A 21,925-nucleotide genomic window follows, 5' to 3' on the forward strand; every position below is an offset into this window, starting at 1 on the left:
TCCGTCGCGCCCTGCGACAGCTCCTCCGCGCTCGCCGACAGCTCCTGGCTGCCCGCCGAGACGTTGTCCGCGGCGCTCAGGGCCTCCGCGACCACGGAGCGGAGCCGGTCGAGCATGCGCTCCAGCGCGATACCGAGCGTGTCCTTCTCGGACAGGCGCTTGGCCTCGACCGTCAGGTCGCCGTCGGCGATCGTGTCGGCGACCCTTGCGGTCTCGCGCAGGTTCACCGTCATGCGGTTCAGGGAGTCGACCAGGTCCTTGATCTCGTCGTTGCTGCGCACCTCGATCTTCTGGTCGAGGTCGCCGATGGCCACCGCGTCGGCCAGGCCGCTCGCGCGGCTCAGGCCGCGGCTGATGGCGAGCGAGATCCAGGTGCCGGTGCCGGCGGCGATCAGCAGGGCGATCAGCACCACGCCGATCAGCTCGCTGCGGGCGTCGTCGTACTCGGCGGCGGCGTCCGTCTCGGCCTGGTCCATGCGCTGGCGGTTGAGCTGGACGATCTCGGCGGCGTGCTTCTCGGCTTCGACGACCCGCTCGCGGGCGTCGCCGCTCGACAGCGCCTGGGCCTGGTCCTGCAGCCCCTGGTGGACGAGGTCCAGGATCTTGTCCTGGTCGGCCACGTATTCCTGCACGCTGTCGCGCACCGCCGTCCACTTCGCCCGGTCGTCGGCGCCGGCGTCGGCGAGGCCCGCCTCGATCTTGGCGAGCAGCTGCCGGCGGCTCTCGGCGACCTCGCGGCTGAAGCGCTCGATGTCGCTCTGGGAGCTGGCGGTGACGAGCTCCTTCTCGACGCGCACCAGCCCGAGCAGGTTGTTGGACAGTTCGAGCGACAGCTCGACCCGCTGCGCCGGCCCCTGGACGACGTCGTCGAGCGAGCTGTTGAGCGTGCCGAGGCCCCGGATCGCGATCACGGCGGTGACCGCCGAGAGCAGGATGATGACGCCGAACGCCATCGCGAGCTTCAATTTGACGGTGATGCGCATAACGAAGTCCCCCGACTATGCCGTCGTCGCCAACTGGGCGACCTGACGTTCCGCCGGGGCGGCCCCCACGCCGGGAGCCTCCGCGCCGAGAACGCACGAGAAGATGCGGCCGATGTCGAGCACGATGACGAAGTCGCTGTGCCGGCGGCCGATGCAGCGGATGAACTCGGGACGCCAGCGCATGCCAAGCTTCGGCGTCTCGGAGAGGGAGGCGGCGACCAGCTGGGTCACCTCGTAGACCTTGTCGGCGCGGATGCCGACGGTCGTCGGCTCGCCGTCGATCTCGACCTCAATCACGACGATGCGGGTGTCGATCGTCGGCGGCGTCGGCTCCATGCCGAACTTCAGCCTGAGGTCGGCCAGCGGCACGACCTTGCCGCGCACGTTGATCAGCCCGTTGACGAAGGGCTGGGCGTCCGGGACCTCGGTGATCGGCACCAGGTCCAGGATCTCGCGCACGCAGGCCGCCTCCAGGGCGAAGGTCTCGCCCTCGAGATCGATGGTCAGGACCTCGATCGCCCCGCCGGGGCTCGTGGTGGCGGCGGTGGTGGTGGGGGTGCTGGTCATCTCCGGCTCCTCAGCCCGCCGCCTTCAGGCGCTCTTCCTGGACCTGGCCGTACTCGACCAGGTGCGCGACCTCCAGGATCAGGGCGACGGTGCCGTCGCCCAGGATGGTCGCGCCGGAGAAGGTCTCGACGTCGGCGTGCAGCCTCGACAGCGACTTGATCACCGTCTGGTGGTCGCCGATCACCTGGTCGACGACCAGGCCGACGCGCACCTCGCCGGACGAGACGATGACGACCTTCTGGAAGCGGTCCGGCGGGGTCGTCGCCTTGAACAGCTCGCGCAGCCGCAGGAAGGGCACCAGCTCGTCGCGGATGTTGAGGAAGCTGCGGCCGCGCGCGCGGGCGTCCTCCTCGGGCGGCAGCTCGACGCATTCCTCGACGGCCGACAGCGGGATGACGTAGCGGCCGTTGCCGACTCGCACCAGCAGGCCGTCGATGATCGCCAGGGTCAGCGGCAGGCGCAGCGTCACCTCGGCGCCGTCGCCGGGCCGGCTGGCGACGTCGATGGTGCCGCGCAGCGCCTCGATCGTGCGCTTGACCACGTCCATGCCGACGCCGCGGCCCGACAGGTTGGTGACCTGCGCGGCGGTCGAGAAGCCGGGCTGGAAGATCATCTGGAACAGCTCGCCGTCGGTCAGACGGGCATCCGGCGCGATCAGGCCGTTGGCCTCGGCGCGCGCCCGGATCCGCTCGCGGTCGAGGCCGCGCCCGTCGTCGCGGATCGAGATCAGCACCTCGGCGCCGGCATGGCGCGCCGAGAGCGAGATGCGGCCCTGCGCCGGCTTGCCGGCCGCGGCGCGCCCGGCCGGATCCTCCAGGCCGTGGTCGACGGCATTGCGGATCAGGTGGACCAGCGGATCGTTGAGCCGCTCGATCACCGTCTTGTCGAGCTCGGTCTCCTCGCCGCTGGTGACCAGCTGGATGTCCTTGCCGAGCTCGCGCGACAGGTCGTGGATCAGGCGGCGGAAGCGGCCGAACAGCGAGCCGAAGGGCACCATGCGCACGCCCATCGTGCTGTCGCGCAGCTCCAGGGCCAGGCGCTCGATCTCCTCGGCGACCGACTTGACCTGCAGGTCGTCGCTGGCCGCCGCGACCTGCTTCAGGCGCGACTGGGCGATGACCAGCTCGCCGACCCGGTCCATCAGCTCGTCGAGCCGCTCGGCCGGGACCCGGATGCTGTCGGCGGCCTTGGCGGCACGCGCCTCGCGGCGCAGCTTCTGCTCACCGAGGGCGGCGGCGACCTTCTCGCCGGTCACCGCCCCCGCCTCGACCAGCAGCTCGCCGAGCTGCTGGCGGGCGAGCGCGCCCTCGACCGCCTCGGGTGTCGCGTCGCCGCGCTCGACCAGGATCTCGCCCAGGCGCTCGTCACCGTCCGGCTCGGTCTCGATCCGGTCGATCTGCAGCTCCATCTCGTCGAGCACGAAGAGGAAGACCGACTCGATGGCGCCGCGCGGCTGGTCGGTCGTCAGCACGACGTCCCAGCCGAAGTAGCAGTCGGTCGGCACCAGCTCGTCGAAGGCCGGCAGGCCGTCGGTCTGGGCGACCACGGTCGCCGTGCCGAGGCCGCGCAGCTCGGCCAGCATCGGCAGCGGATTGTTGCCGCTGGTCATGGCGTCGCGCGGCAGGCGGAAACGGATCCGCCAGGTCGCCGTCTCGTCGTCCCCGGCCGCCGCGGCGGGCGCCGGCGCGCCGGCCTCCGGCGCTGCGCCGCCGTCGACCAGCAGCTTCAGCTCGCCCAGGATCGCCACGCCCTCGGCCTCGCCCGCCTGCTCGGGCTCCTCGATCAGCCGGCGGATGTGGTCCCGGGCGGTGAGCGCCAGCGCGATCAGCTCGTGGCTCGGCGCGACCTCGCCCTTGCGGACGCGGTCGAAGGCGGTCTCGACGTGGTGCGTGAAGTCGGCGACCCGCTGGAAGCCGAACATCGACCCGGAGCCCTTGATCGTGTGCAGGGCCCTGAAGGCGCTGGCGATCAGCTCGCCGGAACCCGGGTCGTGCTCGAGATCGAGCAGCGTCTGCTCGAGCAGCTCAAGCAGCTCCTGGGCTTCCTGGCGAAAGGTATCCGCCGGATCGGAACCAGCCATCAGCCGAGCACCCGCTTGACCACGGCGACCAGCTGCTCCTGCTGGAACGGCTTGGTGATCCAGCCGGTGGCGCCCGCAGCCTTGGCTTCCTTCTTGATCGCCTCGTCGGACTCGGTGGTCACGAAGATGATCGGCACACCCCTGTAGGCGGGCAGCTTGCGCAGCTCGCGGATCAGGGCCAGGCCGTTCATGTTCGGCATGTTGAGGTCGGTGACCACCATGTCGACCGCCGTGCTGCGGGCCTTGGAGAGGCCCTCCGCGCCGTCGCTCGCCTGGATCACCTCGTAGCCGGCGCCGGACAGCGTCAGCTTCACCATCTGCCGCACGCTCGCCGAATCATCGACGCTGAGGACGACCTTGCTCATCACGCATCCCTTCCCTTCGTCCAGAAGGCCTGATCCGGGCCGGCTTCGCCCCTGACCTCGGCAAGAAGACCGCCCTGCGTCAGGGCCTCGAGCAGCGCGCCCTCGGCGGGGGCCGCCAGCACCAGGCGCTTGCCCTCCCGCCCGGCGCTGCGCCTTGCCGCCAGCAGCAGCTGGACGAGGCTCAGGTCGGCCTCGCTGACCGCCGAGCAGTCGACCTCGATCTCGCCGTGGGCCGGAAGCAGCGCGGCGAGCTTCGCGTGCATCGCCTCGGCCTCGCGCACCGTCGCCGGACCGTCGAGAGCCAGGCGCCCGACTTTCGAGTGCTTCGCCGTCACGTTTTCGCGTCTCCCGTCTGGGTGGAGCAGCCGGCTGGCCGGCGCGCACGGTTGTGAACAACCACGGATAAATTCGCAGAACAGGATTAAATTAAGAGTTAAGCTGCGCGCCGTGAGCACCCCGGCAGATCAAGCCTATGAAATCCAAGCCGATTCCTTGATTCCGAAGGGCTATTCCTTTGGCCGCCGACGCGAATCACCGGAAGATCCCGGCAAAAAAATTTGCAAGCTATCGAATAAATGGCCAGGGCGCGCGGCGGCTGCCGTCTGCTTGCCGAAGCCGGCGGAAAGCCGGCGAGATCGGACGGCATGGAGGCCGCGGGCCGACCGCCGCTCCGCGTCGCGCCCCGTCAACCGGTGCGAGAGGAAGCCGAACGGCAAAGGGCCGCCGGATCGCTCCGGCGGCCCTTCGTGCGGCACGCCCCGGCCCGGACCGTCGTCCGGGCTCCACAGCCTGTCACGTGTCGAGGAACGACCTCAGCTTGCGGCTACGGCTCGGGTGCTTGAGCTTGCGCAGCGCCTTGGCCTCGATCTGGCGGATGCGCTCGCGCGTCACCGAGAACTGCTGGCCGACCTCCTCGAGGGTGTGGTCGGTGTTCATGCCGATGCCGAAGCGCATGCGCAGCACGCGCTCCTCGCGCGGCGTCAGCGAGGCGAGCACCCGGGTCGTGGTCTCGCGCAGGTTCGACTGGATCGCCGCGTCGAGCGGGATGACGGCGTTCTTGTCCTCGATGAAGTCGCCGAGGTGGCTGTCCTCCTCGTCGCCGATCGGCGTCTCGAGGCTGATCGGCTCCTTGGCGATCTTCAGGACCTTGCGGACCTTCTCCAGCGGCATCACCAGGCGCTCGGCCAGCTCCTCCGGCGTCGGCTCGCGGCCGATCTCGTGGAGCATCTGCCGGCTGGTGCGCACCAGCTTGTTAATCGTCTCGATCATGTGGACCGGGATGCGGATGGTCCGGGCCTGGTCGGCGATCGAGCGGGTGATCGCCTGGCGGATCCACCAGGTCGCGTAGGTCGAGAACTTGTAGCCGCGCCGGTACTCGAACTTGTCGACCGCCTTCATCAGGCCGATGTTGCCCTCCTGGATCAGGTCCAGGAACTGCAGCCCGCGGTTCGTGTACTTCTTGGCGATCGAGATCACGAGGCGCAGGTTCGCCTCGACCATCTCGGTCTTGGCCTTGCTGGCCTCGCGCTCGCCGGACTTCACGGTGGCGACGACGCGGCGGAACTCGCTGACCGGCAGGCCGGTCTCGCCGGAGATGTCGGCGATCTGCTTGCGCAGCTCCTTGACCTCGTCCTTCTCCTTCTCGGCGAAGTTCACCCAGCCCTTGCCGGACAGGCGCTTGACCTTGGAGAGCCAGCGCGGATCGAGCTCGCGGCCGTAGTAGTACTTCAGGAACTCCTCGCGCGGCACCTTGTGCTTCTCGGCGAGGCGGAGCAGGCGGCCTTCGAGGTTCACCAGCCGCTTGTTGTGGCCGTAGAGCTGGTCGACGAGCTGCTCGATGCGCGCGTTGTTGAAGTGCACGTCGTCCATGATGTGGACGAGCTTGTTCTTGTACTCCTCGTAGATCTCCTCGATCTCCTCGGAGATCTGCTCGCCGCGCTGCATGTGGCCGAGCCGGGCGCGCTGCACCTCGACGAGGGCCGTGAAGGTCGCGCCGATCTGGTCGAAGGTCTCCAGGACGTCGGGCAGCAGCTGCTGCTCCATGGCGGCCAGCGAGAGGTTGTTCTCCTCCTCCTCGTCGCCCTCGGAGTCGTCACCGGACTCCTCGGCACCCTCCTCCTCTTCCTCCTCGGTCTCCTCCTCCTCCCCGGCGCCCTCCGCGCCGGCGGCCGAGCCGTTGGCGCCGTTCGGGCCGCCGGGGCCGTCCGGGCCGCCGGAATAGGTCGCGTCGAGGTCGATGATGTCGCGCAGCAGGATCTGGCCGTTGATCAGCGCCTCGCGCCAGGCCAGCAGCGCGCGGATCGTCAGCGGGCTCTCGCAGAGGCCGCCGATCATCTTCTCGCGGCCGGCCTCGATGCGCTTGGCGATGGCGATCTCGCCCTCGCGGCTCAGCAGCTCGACCGAACCCATCTCGCGCAGGTACATGCGCACCGGATCGTCGGTGCGGCCGACCTCGTCGTCGTCGAGGTTGCCGGCGGCGCGCACCGAGCTCTCCTCGGCCGCCTCCTCCTGGTCCTCCTGCTCCTCGCTCTCGATGGCGCTGATGCCCATCTCCGAGAGCGTCGCCATGACGTCCTCGATCTGCTCCGAGGACACCTGGTCGGGCGGCAGGACCTGATTGAGCTCGTCGTAGGTGACGTAGCCGCGCTCCTTGGCGCGGGCGATCAGCTTCTTGACCGAAGCTGTCAAGGAATCGACGAGCGGACCCTCGGTGGTCTCCTCTTCCCGGCTCTCCGGAGCCTCCGCGGCCTCGTTTTCCTTGCTCACCACTGTCCCTTCCATCCTGGACACCTTCCGGCCACGGCGCCTGCCAGGGGGCTGTAGAGTGCGCGCGCCGCCAAACGTTGCCTAGTCAGCGACTTCCGAGGTATCGAAGCGTTCGATGACGCGCTGCTGCGCCGTGCTTTCCTCCGCCATCGCCCGCTCCGTTGCCGTCCCGGCTCCCTGGGCCTCCCCCCCCTGCCCGGTCGCCGCCGTCTCGTCCAGGCCCGGGGCCAAGGATGGCCGCCCCCCGCTGTTCTCGCGAACCCGCAGGATCCAATAGCCGATCCGCTTGCGGACGTCCCTTGGCGGAGCCTCGGGCCGAGCAAGGGATTCATGGAGATAGATCTGCGGGCCGGAAAGCCCATCCAGCAGGCCTGAGAAACCCTGGCCGCGTAGGTGGCATTGGAGCGCTGAGGAGTCAAGATCCCCGGCTTCCGCCAGCCAGTCGACCAGAGCCTCGCGCAGGCGCCGGTGGTCCGGCGCCTGCAGGGGGGCGGCGGCCAGCTCCTCGATGCGCTCGAGCGCCGCGTCCGGGTGGGCCACGGCGAGCGCCAGCAGCACCTGCTCGGGCCGGCGGCGCAGCAGCGAAGGCGCCTGGCGCGGCGGCGCCGGCCGCACCTCGGGCTGGTCCCAGCGCCCGGCGCCGCGCCCCCGGCCCGGCTCGCGACCCAGCTCGCGGCCCGACCGGCGCTTGAAGCCGAAGGCCTCGTCGAAGCGGCGCAGCATCTCCTGGCGGTACTCCTGGCGCACGCCGGGATCCTGGATGCGCTCGACCGCCGCCATCAGCTCCTGGCGCAGGGCGGCACGGCGCTCCGGCGTGTCGCTGCGCCCGGCCGCCAGGCGGCCGGTCCAGAGCACCTCGGCGAGCGGCTGCGCGGCCGCCAGGACCCGCGCCATGGCGGCGGCGCCCTGGCTGGCGATCAGGCTGTCGGGATCCTCGCCGGCCGGCAGCGTCGCGAAGCCGAGCGAGCAGCCGGGCCGGAGCGCCGGCAGGGCACGCTCGACGGCGCGCTGGGCGGCGCGCTGGCCGGCGGCGTCGCCGTCCAGGCAGACGACCGGCTCCGGCGCCATGCGCCAGAGCTCGGCGATCTGCTCCTCGGTGATCGCCGTGCCGAGCGGGGCGACGGCGCCCGAGAAGCCGGCCTGGGCCAGCGCGATCACGTCCATGTAGCCCTCGGCGACGATCAGCGCGTTGCCGTCGTGGGCGGCCTGGCGTGCGCGCGCCATGTTGTAGAGTACGCGTCCCTTGTGGAAGAGCGGCGAGTCGGGGGAGTTGACGTACTTCGGCTTGGCGTCCGGCGAGAGCGTACGGCCGCCGAAGGCGATGATCCGGCCGCGCCGGTCGGGGATCGGGAAGATCACCCTGTTGAAGAAGTAGTCGCGCAAGGGGACGTCCGGCCCGGCCCCCTCGGGCCGCTTCACGAGGCCGGCCTCGAGCAGCCGCCCGTCGTCGACGCCGCGCGCGTTGAGCGCCTTGCGGAGCGCGCCGCGCTGGTCGGGCGCGAAGCCGAGGCGGAAGTCGCGGAGCGTCGCCGCGGAGAGGCCGCGGCCCTGCAGGTAGGCGCGCGCCTCGGCCCCGCCCGGCGCCTGCAGCTGCTCCTCGAACCAGCGGCAGGCCTCTTCCAGGGCCTCGTGCAGGTCGGTGCGCCGCTGGCGGGTCTCGGCCTCGCGGGGATCGCGCTTCGGCAGCGGCAGGTTAGCCTCGCCGGCCAGCTTCTCGACCGCCTCCGGGAAGGACAGCCCCTCGGTCTTCATGACGAAGCCGATGACGTCGCCGTGGGCCCCGCAGCCGAAGCAGTGGAAGAAGCCCTTGTCCTCGCTGACCGTGAAGGACGGCGTCTTCTCGTTGTGGAAGGGGCAGAGGCCGCTGTGCTCGCGGCCCTTGCGGATCAGCCGCACGCGGCGGCCCACGACCTCGGCGATCGAGACCTGGTCGCGCAGGCGGTCGAGGAAGTTCGGATCGAAGGACATCAGGGGTCCGGGCGGTTCGCGCGCGGGACGGTCGAACGGGTCACCTTAACGATATGGGCCGCCGCGGCGCGCTAGGGAATCGCCCCCGCCGGAAAGATTTCCGGGGACGGTCCTGAAGATAAGCCTGTGGACCGGCCTGTGGACCGGCCCTTGGAGCGGGCCCGGAGTCCCGCGCACCGCCCGGCTCAGCCGAGCCGCGACTTGACCTGCTGGCTGGCCCGGGCGAAGTCCATGCGGCCCGGGAAGCGCTCCTTCAGCAGCGCCATGACCCGGCCCATGTCCTTGATGGTGCTGGCCTCCAGCTCGTCGATCGCGGCGCTGACCGCCTGCTCGCTCTCGGTCTCGTCGAGCGGCTTCGGCAGGAAGCGCTCGATCACCGCGATCTCCTCCTCCTCGCGCTGGACCAGGTCCTGGCGCTGGCCCTTGGCGTAGAGCTCGATGGCGTCGCGCCGCTGGCGCACCATCTTCTGCAGCATCTCCAGGATCTCCTGCTCGCCGACGCCGTCGCCCTGGCCCTCGGTGCGGGCCTGGATGTCACGATCCTTGAGCGCGGCGAGAATCAGCCGGATCGTCGCGAGTGCGCGCGTGTCCTTGGCGCGCATCGCCTCCTTCAGCGAATCGTTGAGTTGCTGGCGAAGCATCGATCCTTGAACCTCCAGTTCGTCGAGAGTCGCCGCTGCTCGTCCACAGGCGGAAGAGAAGGGCCGCCGGCAAGCCCCAACGGCCGGCCCCGGGCGACTGCGACATTCCCCAAAAAACGCTCTGTCTTGACCGGCGTTGGCGCCCCGCGTAAGTCATGCGCCCGCGAGCGATCGCACGGTCCGGGTCTTCGTTTCGGCGCCCGGCCGGCTCTCCCGGCCGCGCCGGGAAGGCCTATATAGGAACCCGACCCCCGGGCGCAACTGGCTCGATGGCGCCTCCCGGACGGAGGCGGCCCCGAGCCGGCATGCGCGCAACGGCTCTGGCGAGGAGCAGCTCGATGAGCGAAGGCAAGAGCAGAACGGCGCAGGGCGAAAGCCCCGCCGAGCTGTTGACACGCGCGTACGACCACCAGCCGGCGGACGCGACCGCGGCACTGGTGCTGGCCGACGGCACGGTCTTCTGGGGCCGCGGCCTGGGCGCCGCGCGCACGACCACCGGCGAGGTGGTCTTCAACACCTCGATGACCGGCTACCAGGAGATCATGACCGACCCCTCCTATGCCGGCCAGCTGATCACCTTCACCTTTCCGCACGTCGGCAACGTCGGCACGACGCCGGAGGACATCGAGACGATGACCCCGGCGGCGCTCGGCGCGATCGTGCGCCAGTCGATCACCGAGCCCTCGAACTGGCGCGCCGAGCGCCACCTCGGCGACTGGCTGTCGAGCCACGGCCTGCCCGGTATCGCCGGCGTCGACACCCGCGCGCTGACCCACCGGATCCGCGACGCCGGCGCGCCGCACGCGACCCTGGCGCACGCGCCCGACGGCCGCTTCCAGCTCGAGGCGCTGCGGCAGGCGGCCGGGTCCTGGCCGGGCCTCGAGGGCATGGACCTCGCCGCCGAGGTCAGCTGCGCCCAGGCCTACCAGTGGGACGAGACGCTGTGGACGCTCGGCCAGGGCTACGGCCGGCTGGAGCAGCCGAAGCACAGGGTCGTCGCGGTCGACTTCGGCGCCAAGCGCAACATCCTGCGCTGCCTCGCCTCGGCCGGCTGCGCGGTCACGGTGGTGCCGGCCTCGGCGAGCGCCGAGGAGATCCTGGCCCACGAGCCCGACGGCATCTTCCTGGCCAACGGGCCGGGCGACCCGGCGGCGACCGGCGTCTACGCCGTGCCGACCCTGAGGAAGCTGATGGAGAACCCGAAGCTGCCGATCTTCGGCATCTGCCTCGGCCACCAGATCCTCGCCCTGGCGCTCGGCGGCGAGACCCGAAAGATGCATCTCGGCCACCACGGCGCCAACCACCCGGTCAAGGAACTGGCGACCGGCCGCGTCGAGATCACCAGCCAGAACCACGGCTTCGTGGTCGTCGAGGAGAGCCTGCCGGACAACGTCGAGCCGACCCACGTCAGCCTGTTCGACGGCTCCAACGAGGGCATCCGGGTCAAGGACCGGCCGGTCTTCTCGGTGCAGTACCACCCGGAGGCCTCGCCCGGGCCGATGGACAGCCACTACCTCTTCGACCGCTTCGTCGACGCGATCGAGAAGGCCAAGAGCTGAGGCCGGCCCGGGAGCGGCCGAGCCCCCTTCCCTTCGCCGTCGGGCCGTGGCATAGGACTGCCCTCAGCACGACACCGACCGACCCTTCCGCTGCGCGCGCTGGAGCCACTACCGGCGCGCGCTCCGCACGAGCGCGCCCATGCCCAAACGCACCGACATCAAATCCATCCTGATCGTGGGCGCCGGCCCGATCGTCATCGGCCAGGCCTGCGAGTTCGACTACTCGGGCGCCCAGGCCTGCAAGGCTCTCAAGGAAGAGGGCTTCCGCACGATCCTGGTGAACTCGAACCCGGCGACGATCATGACCGACCCCGGTCTCGCCGACGCCACCTACGTCGAGCCGATCACCCCGGAGTTCCTGGAGAAGGTGATCGCCAAGGAGCGGCCCGACGCCCTGCTGCCGACGATGGGCGGGCAGACCGCGCTCAACGCGTCGCTCAAGCTCTACGAGCTTGGCGTGCTCGACAAGTACGGCGTCGAGATGATCGGCGCCGACGCCGACGTCATCGACAAGGCCGAGGACCGGCAGCGCTTCCGCGAGGCGATGGAGAAGATCTGCCTGAAGTCGCCGCTGTCGCGCCTGGTCAACTCCTTCGACGAGGCGCTGGCGGCGCTCGACCTGGTCGGCCTGCCGGCGATCATCCGCCCCTCCTTCACGCTCGGCGGCACCGGCGGCGGCATCGCCTACAACCGTGAGGAGTTCGTCGAGATCGTCAAGGGCGGCCTGCGCGCCAGCCCGACCAACGAGGTGCTGATCGAGCAGTCGGTGCTCGGCTGGAAGGAGTACGAGATGGAGGTCGTGCGCGACTGCGCCGACAACTGCATCATCATCTGCTCCATCGAGAACATCGACCCGATGGGCGTGCACACCGGCGACTCGATCACGGTGGCCCCGGCGCTGACGCTGACCGACAAGGAATACCAGCTGATGCGCAACGCCTCGATCGCGTGCCTGCGCGAGATCGGCGTCGACACCGGCGGCTCCAATGTGCAGTTCGCGGTCAACCCGGCGAACGGCGAGATGGTCGTCATCGAGATGAACCCGCGCGTCTCGCGCTCCTCGGCCCTGGCCTCCAAGGCGACCGGCTTCCCGATCGCCAAGATCGCCGCCAAGCTGGCGGTCGGCTACACCCTGGACGAGCTGACCAACGACATCACCAAGGTGACGCCGGCGGCCTTCGAGCCGACCATCGACTACGTCGTCACCAAGATCCCGCGCTTCGCCTTCGAGAAGTTCCGCGGCGCCGAGCCGACGCTCACCACCTCGATGAAGTCGGTCGGCGAGGCCATGGCGATCGGCCGCTGCTTCCAGGAATCCCTGCAGAAGGCCTTCCGCTCGCTGGAGACCGGCCTGTCGGGCCTCGACGAGATCGAGATCCCCGGCGCCGTCGGGCGCGACGGCTCGGTCGACAAGGAGGCGGTCGCCTCCTGGCTCGGCCGGCCGACCCCGGACCGCCTGCTCGGCGTCGCCCAGGCCCTCCGCTACGGACTCGGCGTCGAGGAGATCTACCGCGCGACCTCGATCGACCGCTGGTTCCTGCGCCAGATCGAGGAGCTGGTGGCGATCGAGGCGGAGCTGCGCAGGGACGGCCTGCCCCACGACCCGCTGGCACTGCTGCGCCTCAAGCAGCGCGGCTTCTCCGACGCGCGCCTGGCGACCCTGGCCGGCCACGACGAGGAGGCGGTCGGCGCCGCCCGGCGGGCACGCGGCGTGGTGCCGACCTTCAAGCGCATCGACACCTGCGGTGGCGAGTTCCCGGCGCTGACCCCCTACATGTACTCGGCCTACGAGGGCGACGGCTTCACCCCGCCGCACTGCGAGGCCGACCCGAGCGGCCGCGACAAGGTCATCATCCTGGGCGGCGGGCCGAACCGTATCGGCCAGGGCATCGAGTTCGACTACTGCTGCGTCCACGCCGCCTACGCGCTGGCCGAGGCCGGCTACGAGACGATCATGGTCAACTGCAACCCGGAGACCGTCTCGACCGACTACGACACCTCGGACCGGCTCTACTTCGAGCCGCTGACCGCCGAGGACGTCACCGAGATCGCCCGCATCGAGCGCTCGGCCGGGCGCCTGCACGGCTGCATCGTGCAGTTCGGCGGCCAGACGCCGCTGAAGCTGGCCGGCGTGCTGGAGAAGGCCGGCGTGCCGGTGCTCGGCACCTCGCCCGACGCCATCGACCTGGCCGAGGACCGCGAGCGCTTCCAGCATCTGCTCGCCGAGCTCGACCTGAAGCAGCCGGCCAACGGCACGGCGCGCAGCCGCGAGCAGGCGATCCGCGTCGCCGAGGAGATCGGCTATCCCGTCCTGCTGCGCCCCTCCTATGTGCTCGGCGGCCGCGCCATGGAGATCATCCACGACCAGGACGAGCTGGAGAACTACATCGAGAACGCGGTCAAGGTGTCGGGCAAGAACCCGGTGCTGATCGACAGCTACCTGCGCGACGCCATCGAGGTCGACGTCGACGCGATCTGTGACGGCGAGGCGGTCTTCGTGGCCGGCATCATGGAGCACATCGAGGAGGCCGGCATCCACTCCGGCGACTCGGCCTGCTCGTTGCCGCCGCACTCGCTCGACGACGCGATCGTCGCGGAGATCGAGCGCCAGACCGAGCTGCTGGCCAAGGCGCTCGGCGTCGTCGGCCTGATGAACGTGCAGTTCGCCGTGCGCCAGCGCGAGATCTACATCCTGGAGGTCAACCCGCGGGCCAGCCGCACCGTGCCCTTCGTCGCCAAGGCGACCGGCGTGCCGATCGCCAAGATCGCGGCCCGCGTCATGGCCGGCGCCAAGCTCGCCGAGTTCAAGCTCGCGCGCTCGAAGCGGAGCCACGTCGCGGTCAAGGAGGCGGTCTTCCCCTTCGCGCGCTTCCCCGGCGTCGACGTCGTGCTCGGCCCGGAGATGAAGTCGACCGGCGAGGTCATCGGCCTCGACCGCGACTTCGCCCGTGCCTTCCTGAAGTCCCAGATCGGTGCCGGCACGCCGCTGCCCAAGCAGGGCCGCGTCTTCATCTCGGTGCGCGACGAGGACAAGGCGGCCGCCGCCAAGCTGGCCGCCGAGCTGCTCGACGAGGGCTTCCAGCTGATCGCGACGCGCGGCACCGCCGGCTTCTTCGAGCAGCAGGGCCTGCCGGTCGAGACCGTGCTGAAGGTCCGCGAGGGCCGGCCGAACATCGTCGACCGCATGCTCTCGGGCGAGATCGACCTCGTGATCAATACAACCGAGGACAAGAAGGCCCTGGCGGATTCCTTTTCGCTGCGGCGCACCGCCCTGACCAATTCGATACCCTATTATACGACCATCGCGGGCGCCGACGCGGCGGTCCAGGCGATCGCCGCCCTGAAGCGCGGTCACCTTGAAGTCAATCCGCTACAGTCCTACTTTGAGGGTTCGTTCTAGGCAGGGGGACCAGAGCGCAGATTTCTGTGCCCGCTCCCCCGGGCCCCCCGGACAGCAAGCAACGACGATTCAGGCCAGCGAACGGGCAGGTATGGAACAATGAGCGACAAGGTACCCATGACGGCGGAAGGCTACGCCCGGATGGAGGAGGAGCTGAGGCACCTCAAGGCCGTGGCCCGGCCCGAAGTCATCAAGGCGATCGCGGAAGCCCGCGCCCACGGCGACCTGTCGGAGAACGCGGAATACCATGCGGCACGCGAGCGCCAGTCGTTCATCGAAGGCCGCGTGGGCGAACTCGAGGACAAGATCAGCCGCGCCCAGGTGATCGACCCCGCGACCCTGTCCGGCGACACCGTCAAGTTCGGCGCGACCGTCAAGGTGGTCGACGAGGACTCCGAGGAGGAGACGACCTACCAGATCGTCGGCGAGATCGAGGCCGACGTGAAGCAGGGCAAGATCGCCGTCACCTCGCCGCTGGCCCGTGCCCTGATCGGCAAGGCGCTCGGCGACTCGGTCGAGGTCGCCACGCCCAAGGGGCCCAAGGCCTACGAGATCCTCGAAGTCCGCTACAGCTGAGAGCGGCCACTGAGCGGACGCGCGCGCGCCTCCGAAGGGCGTGCGCGGGTCTTTCAGGCCAGCAGTACTGCCACTGTTTTTCCGTCATCCTCGCGAAAGCGAGGATCCAGAGGACAGCGCCGCCCGTACGGACCTCCGCAGTTCGTGCCCACGGCATCGTTCTCTGGATCCTCGCTTTCGCGAGGATGACGGGAGTGGGAGACCCTCAGTTCAGGTCGTGGGCGTAGCGCTTGAGGTCGAAGAGGTCGACGACCTCGAGGGCGCGCTCGTGGGTCGAGGCCAGCACGACGCGCGGCGCGCGCCCGGAGGCGTAGGCCTCGCGCCAGCGCAGCGCGCAGAGGCACCAGCGGTCGCCCTCCTTGAGCCCCGGAAAGCCGAACTCCGGGCGCGGCGTCGAGAGGTCGTTGCCGCGCTCCTTGGAATAGGCCAGGAAGGCCTCGGTCATCTCGGCACAGACGGTGTGGGAGCCTAGGTCCTCGGGCCCGCTGTTGCAGCAGCCGTCGCGGAAGAAGCCGGTGACCGGGTCGTGGCTGCAGGGCTCCAGCGGCTCGCCCAGCACGTTGCGCGACGGATATCGGCCCGGCTCTGCCATCGGCTCACCCCTCCTCCTCTTCCTCGTAGCCCTCGCCGCCGTGGTCCTCCAGGGGCGCGCTGGCCAGCTCGACCGGCACGCCCGACTGGTCCTTCGAGGTCCGGATGACCTGGACGGTGAGGACGCGGGAGACGTGCGGCGCCGCGGTCAGGCGCTGGGTCAGCTCGTTCTCGTGGCTGGTGTTGCGCGCGACCAGCTTGAGCACGAAGTCGTGAGGCCCGCGCGCCATGTGGCACTCGCGGACCTCCGGCCAGGCGTCCATCTGCTGCTCGAAGCCGGTCAGCACGGCATCGCTCTGGCTGTCCAGGCCGACCAGGGCGAAGAACTGCACCTCGAAGCCGAGCGACTCGGCGTCGAGCTCGGCGTGGTAGCCCTTGATGAAACCGGCCTCCTCCAGCGCCCGCACCCGGCGCAGGCAGGGCGGCGCCGAGATGCCGGCGCGCTTGGCCAGCTCGACGTTGGTCATGCGTCCCTCCGCCTGGAGGTCGCGCAGAATCTTCAGATCGATCCGGTCGAGCTTGACCCGCCGCATTGGTTTTTCCCCTGAGCCTGCCCAGTGTCCCGATCGCGACATCGAGTGATCGAATTTCGCGTGAATCGGCACACCACCCTTTTGATTCCCGTGTGATTCAGCTTCCGTACGTCGGCCCACGGGGTGGGGCGACGTACGGGACCGTCACACTCGTGTGACAGCGCAAGCTTTTCTATCGGCCGCGCTCGAACTCGCGCAACAATATTGCCGGTTCGGGGCGCCGCTTCAAGGTGCGCGGAGAGGCTCGGCATTCGTCTTGCCAAGCCGCGGCCGAGCGCGTATCCCGCGGCCGTCATGTCCCTCCCCGCCCATCTCGAAACCTGCTGGGTCGTCAGCGACGGCAAGGCCGGCATGGAGATCCAGTGCCTCGGCCTCGCCGAAGCGCTGGGCCTGGAGCCCCAGACCCGGCGCATCGTCACGCGCCGGCCCTGGCGCTGGCTGCCGCCGCTGCTCTGGCGCGATCCGCTGCGCGCGATCGACGGCCGGCGCGGCGACCCGCTGGACCCGCCCTGGCCCGACCTGCTGATCGCGACCGGCCGCCAGGCGGTGGCGCCGGCCCTGGCGATCCGCCGGGCCAGCCGGCGCGACGGCCGGGGCGGCCGGCAGCCGAGCTTCGTCGTCCAGATCCAGAATCCGACGGTCGATCCGGCCCGCTTCGACCTGGTGGTGGCGCCGGCCCACGACCGCCTGACCGGCGACAACGTGCTGGTCACGCTGGGTGCCATGAACCGGATCACGCCGGCCCGCCTGGCGGAGGCCGCCGAGGGCTTCGCGGCCAGGGTCGCGACGCTGCCGAGGCCCTATGTCGTGGCGCTGATCGGCGGCGCCAACAAGGTCTACAGCCTGCCCGCGGCGCGCGCCCGCGAGCTCGGCGAGCAGCTCGGCGCGGCGACCCGGGCGCTCGGCGGCAGCCTGCTGGTGACGCCGTCGCGGCGCACGCCGACGGCGGCGCTGGCCGCGCTCAAGGCCGGGATCGGCGAGACGCCGTCGCTGATCTGGGACGGCAGCGGCGAGAATCCCTATTTCGCCTTCCTCGGCCTCGCCGACGCCCTGGTGGTGACGGCCGATTCGGTGAACATGCTGTCGGAGGCCGCCTCGACCGGCCGGCCGGTCCATCTGGCCGACCTGCCCGGCGGCTCGGCGAAGTTCCGCCGCTTCCACCGCGCCATGCTGGAAGGCGGCTATCTGCGGCCCTTCGCCGGACGGATCGAGCAGTGGAGCTATCCGCGGCTCGACGAGACGGCGCGCGTCGCCCAGGCGATCCGGCAGCGGCTGGGCCTCGCCTGATCGGCGGCCCGGCGCCAGCGTGATCGGCGTCAATTGCACCGCTCCCGCCGAGGCGATAAACAGGGCCCGTGCGGTCGACGCTTCGCCGGCATAGCCGGAGCATCGAGTCCGCGGCTGAGGAAACGAGGACCATCGTGGCAGAAGCCAAAGCCATCGAGCGGCCGCAGGGCCTGCTCGATCTCGAGCGGTTCGCCGCAACGCCGCTGGTGCGCGAGCCCTTCGACCACCTGATCGTGCCGGCCTTCCTGCGCCCCGAGGCGATGCCGCGCGTCGCGGCCGACTTCCCGGCGATCGAGGAAGGCGGCAGCTTCCCGGTCGCCAGCCTGCGCTGCGGCCCGGCCTTCGAGGAGCTGCTCGCCGAGATCCAGTCGCGGCGCACCGCCGAGGTCCTGGGCGAGAAGTTCGGCCTCGACCTGACCGACAAGCCGGTCATGATCACCGTGCGCGGCCAGTCGCGCGAGAAGGACGGCCGGGTCCATACCGATTCCAAAAGCAAGCTGCTGACCGTCCTGATCTACATGAACGACGCCTGGGATTCGTCGGGCGGCCGCCTGCGCCTGCTGCGCCGGCCCGACGACCTGGAGGACTTCGTCGCCGAGGTGCCGCCGCACCAGGGCACCCTGTTGGCCTTCCGCTGCGCCGACAACGCCTGGCACGGCCACAAGCCCTTCGTCGGCCAGCGCCGCTCGATCCAGGTCAACTGGATGCACCACAGCTCCGTGGCCTGGCGCGAGCAGGCCCGCCACCGCCTCTCGGCCCTGGCCAAGCGGCTTTTCGCCAGGCACGGCTGAGCGCCCGCCGGCCGCTTCCCTTCGTTCCGCATTCCAGGACCCGATCCGCTTCATGGCCCTCAGCATCGAGACCTACCGCAACGACCGCGGCGGCAACGCCTTCTTCAAGGCGATCGGCCATCCGCTGGCCGCGCGGCGCCTGCCGGCGCTGCGCGCGGCGCTCGGTCGCGGCCCGGTCGCGGTCTACGATCCGCTCGGCTTCGCCGCCGGCCTCGCCGAGCTCTACGACCTGGGGGACCTGGAGGTCGCCGGCTTCTTCGTGCAGGACGTCGAGACCCTGGACGGCGGCTTCGCCGGCTGCCCGGCCCAGCCGGTCACCGATCTGCCCGGCTGCCGCGCTGCCACGGTCTTCGTCACCGCCTTCGACGCCGGGCGCCTGGTCGAGCAGATTCGCCACCTGCTGCCGGCCGGCGCCGAGGTCGTCACGCTCGACACCCTCCGCCTGCCCGACGCGCTGCTGACCGACCCGCGCAACTACCTCAACGGCCTCAACTTCGCGACCAACTTCGCCTTCTTCCGCGACAGCGACGACGGGCAGCACACCCGGATCGTCTCGGCCAACTACTGGGGCGGCTACGGCGCCGCGGCGCCGCGGCTCTGGTGCTGCCTGTTCGATCACGAGGGCGCGGTGCTGGCAGAGTGGGACCAGGACCTGCCGGCGGCCAACGCCGTCTTCACGATCGACAGCGCCGAGGTGCGCCGGCGCTTCGGCCTGTCCGCCTTCGTCGGCTCGCTGTTCCTGCACGTCACCGGCGTGCGGGGCCACGACGTCGTCAAGTACGCGCTCGACACCTACGGCGACGCGCCCGAGGTGCTGAGCTGCACCCACGACGCCAACGCCTGGCCCTCGCAGTGGTACGCCGGCCTGCCGGCGCCGAAGGACGGCGAGCGGGTCGTGCTGTGGATCCAGAACAGCCACCCCTGCCCGGTGCCGGCCGGGGCGATCGGCCTCAACCCGATGGGCCGCGACGAGGCGGTCTGGCTCGACCGCGAGCTGCCCGCCTTCGGCACCTACGCGCTCGACGTCGCCGAGCACCTGCCCGGGCTGCGCTGGCCGCAGCAGATCGAGGTCATGGCCGGCAAGCACTTCGTGCGGCCGCGCTACGAGATCGACACGGCGCAGGGCCGCCGGCGCATCGCCCACATGAACGTCGAGCGCAGCGACCTCAGGCCCGACCCGAAGATCCCCGAGCTCGCCAACCTGATGGGCAAGGGCTTCCTGCTGCCGGCGCCGCTGCTGCCCACGGCGCGCTTCCGCACCCTTGTGCTGCCGACGCCGATGGCGCGCGCCCAGGACGACCTGCCGCTCGGCCTCCTGGTCTTCGACCGCGAGGGCAAGGAGCTCGCCGCGCTCAGCCTGGGGCGGCTGCCGCGCGACCACGAGCGCCTGGTCGACGTCACCGCCCTGCTCGAGGAGCAGGGGGCCCTGGCCGGCCTCGACGGCGGCTACGGCCACGTCGAGCTGGTCTACGACTTCGCCGAGGGCGGCGGCGCCGACGGCTGGCTGCACGCGATCTTCCGCTACGAGGACCGGGTCTCCGGCCATGCCGCGGAAACCTCGTTCGGCTCGCACATCTTCAACTCGGTGCTGGTCTACAGGAACGAGCCCCAGTCCTACGCCTCCCGGCCGCCGGGCCTCTCGACCCGACTCTTCCTGCGGCTCGGCCAGGCGCCCTACGACACGCTCTGCCAGCTGATCTACCCGGCCTCGACGCCCTGGCACCCGCAGAGCAGCACCACCCTGGCGCTGGTCGACGCCCAGGGCCGTGAGATCGCGAGCCGCGAGATCGCGATCGCCTGCGGCGGCTCCTTCCTGTTCCGCGCCTCCGAGACCTTCGAGGCGGCGGCCCTGGCCGAGGCGGCGGGCGGCTACGTGCTGATCCGCGACCGCACCTGCCGGCTGTTCGGCTACCACGGCCTGCTCAGCGGCGAGGCCGCCTTCTCCCTCGACCACATGTTCGGCTTCTAGGGCCTGATCCGATCGCATCCGAGCGATGCGATCGCTGAACCGGTCCCTGGCCCTACGATTCCGGGCCGAGACCGCGACATTCGGGCGACCGGATGTCGCGCGGGTCGGCGCAGGCTCCCGGCCTGAGTCGCGTCCGGCGCCCTCGCCGGCCGCCCGCGCGGGCTGCTCTTAACAATATATACGCGAGATTCTTTAGTATTTTTACGGCTTTTGCTTGTATTGCCAGAATCTTGCTTTGGGGCTATGCCTCTCTGCGCCTGGAGCGACGCGGAATTCTCTCAACAAAAACTGAAGATTGCCGCCGCGTTGCTTGAGCCGGAAGAGCCGCGCAGCAAGTCGACGGCGGGCCCGGGTGTGATCGAGAAGAGACCGCTAGGGCAGGTGCTGGGGGGTGCCGCGATGTACCACAAGACCGACGTTCACATCGGGCACAAGATCCGCGAGCGCCGGATCGCCAAGGGCCTGAGCCAGGCGGCGCTCGCCGAGCAGCTCGGCATCACCTTCCAGCAGATCCAGAAGTACGAGAGCGGTGCCAACCGGGTCGGCGGCAGCCGCCTGTGGGACCTGAGCAAGGCGCTCGGCGTGCCGGTCGGCTACTTCTTCGAAGGGCTGGAGAAGGAAGGCACGGCGGCCCAGGCCGGCGGCCCGCCGCTCAGCCGCCAGAGCCTGGAGCTGGCGCGCGCGATCAACGCGATCCCCGAGGGCGACATCAAGGAGCAGGTGATCCGCCTGGTGAAGGCCTTCACCAAGAGCGGCTGACACGGCGGCGAAACCGGCCTCCGGCGGCCGTCGCGCCTTGCACAGGGGGGTGCGGCTTCCTATCCTCGGAGTTCGTCGATCCTTAAGCCTGCCGGAACCGAGATGCCCCAGACCCACCGCACGAAGGTCCTGATCCTCGGATCGGGGCCCGCCGGCTATACGGCCGCGGTCTACGCCGCGCGCGCCAACCTGAAGCCGCTGCTGGTCCAGGGCCTGCAGCCCGGCGGCCAGCTGTCGATCACCACCGAGGTCGAGAACTACCCGGGCTTCGCCGAGCCGATCCAGGGTCCCTGGCTGATGGAGCAGATGGGCGAGCAGGCGAAGAACGTCGGCACCGACCTCAAGTTCGACACCATCGTCGAGGTCGACCTGTCGCGCCGGCCGTTCCGCTGCGTCGGCGATTCCGGCGACATCTACGAGGGCGAGACCCTGGTCATCTGCACCGGCGCCCAGGCGCGCTGGCTCGGCCTGCCGAGCGAGCAGAAGTTCCAGGGCTTCGGCGTCTCGGCCTGCGCGACCTGCGACGGCTTCTTCTACCGCGGCAAGCAGGTCGCGGTGGTCGGCGGCGGCAACACCGCCGTCGAGGAGGCGCTGTTCCTGACGAACTTCGCCGACAAGGTCACGCTGATCCACCGGCGCGACAGCCTGCGCGCCGAGCAGATCATGCAGGACCGCCTGTTCCGCCATCCGAAGATCGAGGTGGTCTGGAACAGCGTCGTCGAGGAGGTCGTCGGCCACGACGACCCGCCGGGGGTCACCGGCCTCAGGCTGAAGAACGTGGTCGACGGCTCGACCGCCGAGATCGCGGTCGACGGCTTCTTCGTGGCGATCGGCCACGATCCCGCGACCAAGCTGTTCCGCGGCCAGCTGGAGATCGATTCAGAGGGCTACATCCTGACCGCCCCCGACTCGACGGCGACCGGCATTCCCGGCGTCTTCGCGGCCGGTGACGTCAAGGACAAGGTCTTCCGCCAGGCGATCACCGCCGCCGGCATGGGCTGCATGGCGGCGCTCGAAGCCGAGCGTTTCCTGGCCGAACAGGAAGACACCACCGCCGAGGCGGCGGAGTAGGCCGCAGCGCGGCCGAGCG

Annotated in this window: 18 protein-coding genes; 8 read left to right on the plus strand and 10 right to left on the minus strand. The window is 70.3% G+C overall.

The features are described from left to right. The 8 genes from B9O00_RS27060 to B9O00_RS27095 form a co-directional block, all read right to left on the minus strand. Nucleotides 1–953: MCP four helix bundle domain-containing protein (locus B9O00_RS27060; RefSeq protein ID WP_159460344.1), on the minus strand; the 953-nt coding region annotated here is incomplete at its 3' end. Between the two features lie 45 nt (nt 954–998). Then, entirely contained in the window at nt 999–1,550 is a 552-nt protein-coding gene (locus tag B9O00_RS27065) for a chemotaxis protein CheW (protein WP_085125848.1), read from the minus strand. Between the two features lie 10 nt (nt 1,551–1,560). Continuing rightward, a complete protein-coding gene (locus B9O00_RS27070) occupies nt 1,561–3,630 on the minus strand; it encodes a chemotaxis protein CheA (protein ID WP_085125849.1) in 2,070 nt (689 codons plus the stop codon). Continuing rightward, nucleotides 3,630–3,995, minus strand: coding sequence for a response regulator (locus B9O00_RS27075; RefSeq protein WP_085125850.1), 366 nt, complete (start codon nt 3,993–3,995; stop codon nt 3,630–3,632). The genes B9O00_RS27070 and B9O00_RS27075 overlap by 1 nt, the downstream gene beginning before the upstream one ends. Then, nucleotides 3,995–4,330, minus strand: coding sequence for an STAS domain-containing protein (locus tag B9O00_RS27080; protein ID WP_085125851.1), 336 nt, complete (start codon nt 4,328–4,330; stop codon nt 3,995–3,997). Before B9O00_RS27080 ends, B9O00_RS27075 begins: the two co-directional genes overlap by 1 nt. 457 nt (nt 4,331–4,787) lie before the next feature. Beyond that, complete coding sequence (gene rpoD, locus B9O00_RS27085; protein WP_437123434.1) at nt 4,788–6,764, minus strand: RNA polymerase sigma factor RpoD; 1,977 nt, start codon at nt 6,762–6,764, stop codon at nt 4,788–4,790. Between the two features lie 78 nt (nt 6,765–6,842). Next, entirely contained in the window at nt 6,843–8,729 is a 1,887-nt protein-coding gene (dnaG, locus tag B9O00_RS27090; protein WP_085125853.1) for a DNA primase, read from the minus strand. Nucleotides 8,730–8,914: 185 nt separating this feature from the next. Next, complete coding sequence (locus B9O00_RS27095) at nt 8,915–9,370, minus strand: GatB/YqeY domain-containing protein (protein WP_085125854.1); 456 nt, start codon at nt 9,368–9,370, stop codon at nt 8,915–8,917. Between the two features lie 338 nt (nt 9,371–9,708). On the opposite strand from B9O00_RS27095, the gene carA reads away from it, so the two are divergent. From carA to greA, 3 genes are all read left to right on the plus strand, one after another. Then, a complete protein-coding gene (gene carA, locus B9O00_RS27100) occupies nt 9,709–10,929 on the plus strand; it encodes a glutamine-hydrolyzing carbamoyl-phosphate synthase small subunit (protein ID WP_085125855.1) in 1,221 nt (406 codons plus the stop codon). Nucleotides 10,930–11,068: 139 nt separating this feature from the next. After that, entirely contained in the window at nt 11,069–14,329 is a 3,261-nt protein-coding gene (gene carB, locus B9O00_RS27105; RefSeq protein WP_085125856.1) for a carbamoyl-phosphate synthase large subunit, read from the plus strand. 99 nt (nt 14,330–14,428) lie between these two features. Beyond that, entirely contained in the window at nt 14,429–14,905 is a 477-nt protein-coding gene (gene greA, locus B9O00_RS27110) for a transcription elongation factor GreA (protein WP_085125857.1), read from the plus strand. Nucleotides 14,906–15,110: 205 nt separating this feature from the next. Here the strand turns inward: greA and B9O00_RS27115 are convergent, their stop codons facing one another. Continuing rightward, nucleotides 15,111–15,497, minus strand: a complete 387-nt coding sequence (locus B9O00_RS27115; RefSeq protein ID WP_085125858.1) for a DUF2237 family protein — start codon at nt 15,495–15,497, stop codon at nt 15,111–15,113. Nucleotides 15,498–15,501: 4 nt separating this feature from the next. Continuing rightward, complete coding sequence (locus B9O00_RS27120; protein WP_085125859.1) at nt 15,502–16,029, minus strand: Lrp/AsnC family transcriptional regulator; 528 nt, start codon at nt 16,027–16,029, stop codon at nt 15,502–15,504. A gap of 294 nt (nt 16,030–16,323) precedes the next feature. Between B9O00_RS27120 and B9O00_RS27125 the strand changes: the two genes are divergently transcribed. The 5 genes from B9O00_RS27125 to trxB all read left to right on the plus strand — a co-directional run bounded on the left by B9O00_RS27125 (nt 16,324) and on the right by trxB (nt 21,906). After that, nucleotides 16,324–17,316, plus strand: a complete 993-nt coding sequence (locus tag B9O00_RS27125) for a mitochondrial fission ELM1 family protein (RefSeq protein WP_200808678.1) — start codon at nt 16,324–16,326, stop codon at nt 17,314–17,316. Nucleotides 17,317–17,450: 134 nt separating this feature from the next. Next, nucleotides 17,451–18,107 carry a 2OG-Fe(II) oxygenase gene (locus B9O00_RS27130; protein ID WP_218822958.1) on the plus strand — a complete coding sequence of 219 codons (657 nt, stop codon included), beginning with the start codon at nt 17,451–17,453 and terminating at the stop codon, nt 18,105–18,107. A gap of 52 nt (nt 18,108–18,159) precedes the next feature. After that, on the plus strand, nt 18,160–20,076 hold the full coding sequence (locus tag B9O00_RS27135) for a hypothetical protein (protein WP_085125860.1): 1,917 nt from the start codon (nt 18,160–18,162) through the stop codon (nt 20,074–20,076). A gap of 381 nt (nt 20,077–20,457) precedes the next feature. Further along, nucleotides 20,458–20,835 carry a helix-turn-helix domain-containing protein gene (locus B9O00_RS27140; RefSeq protein WP_235017212.1) on the plus strand — a complete coding sequence of 126 codons (378 nt, stop codon included), beginning with the start codon at nt 20,458–20,460 and terminating at the stop codon, nt 20,833–20,835. Nucleotides 20,836–20,937: 102 nt separating this feature from the next. After that, nucleotides 20,938–21,906, plus strand: coding sequence for a thioredoxin-disulfide reductase (trxB, locus tag B9O00_RS27145; RefSeq protein ID WP_085125862.1), 969 nt, complete (start codon nt 20,938–20,940; stop codon nt 21,904–21,906). Nucleotides 21,907–21,925: the final 19 nt, after the last annotated feature.

Origin of the sequence: Tistlia consotensis USBA 355 (assembly GCF_900177295.1) — a bacterium.
GTDB lineage: Bacteria > Pseudomonadota > Alphaproteobacteria > Kiloniellales > DSM-21159 > Tistlia > Tistlia consotensis.

Excerpts from the sequence above, each read along its gene's own strand:
- B9O00_RS27065 (WP_085125848.1), bottom strand. The coding sequence starts at position 1,550 with ATGACCAGCACCCCCACCACCACCGCCGCCACCACGAGCCCCGGCGGG.
- B9O00_RS27070 (WP_085125849.1), bottom strand. The coding sequence starts at position 3,630 with ATGGCTGGTTCCGATCCGGCGGATACCTTTCGCCAGGAAGCCCAGGAG.
- B9O00_RS27075 (WP_085125850.1), bottom strand. The coding sequence starts at position 3,995 with ATGAGCAAGGTCGTCCTCAGCGTCGATGATTCGGCGAGCGTGCGGCAG.
- dnaG (WP_085125853.1), bottom strand. The coding sequence starts at position 8,729 with ATGTCCTTCGATCCGAACTTCCTCGACCGCCTGCGCGACCAGGTCTCG.
- B9O00_RS27095 (WP_085125854.1), bottom strand. The coding sequence starts at position 9,370 with ATGCTTCGCCAGCAACTCAACGATTCGCTGAAGGAGGCGATGCGCGCC.
- carA (WP_085125855.1), top strand. The coding sequence starts at position 9,709 with ATGAGCGAAGGCAAGAGCAGAACGGCGCAGGGCGAAAGCCCCGCCGAG.
- carB (WP_085125856.1), top strand. The coding sequence starts at position 11,069 with ATGCCCAAACGCACCGACATCAAATCCATCCTGATCGTGGGCGCCGGC.
- greA (WP_085125857.1), top strand. The coding sequence starts at position 14,429 with ATGAGCGACAAGGTACCCATGACGGCGGAAGGCTACGCCCGGATGGAG.
- B9O00_RS27115 (WP_085125858.1), bottom strand. The coding sequence starts at position 15,497 with ATGGCAGAGCCGGGCCGATATCCGTCGCGCAACGTGCTGGGCGAGCCG.
- B9O00_RS27120 (WP_085125859.1), bottom strand. The coding sequence starts at position 16,029 with ATGCGGCGGGTCAAGCTCGACCGGATCGATCTGAAGATTCTGCGCGAC.
- B9O00_RS27125 (WP_200808678.1), top strand. The coding sequence starts at position 16,324 with ATGTCCCTCCCCGCCCATCTCGAAACCTGCTGGGTCGTCAGCGACGGC.
- B9O00_RS27135 (WP_085125860.1), top strand. The coding sequence starts at position 18,160 with ATGGCCCTCAGCATCGAGACCTACCGCAACGACCGCGGCGGCAACGCC.
- trxB (WP_085125862.1), top strand. The coding sequence starts at position 20,938 with ATGCCCCAGACCCACCGCACGAAGGTCCTGATCCTCGGATCGGGGCCC.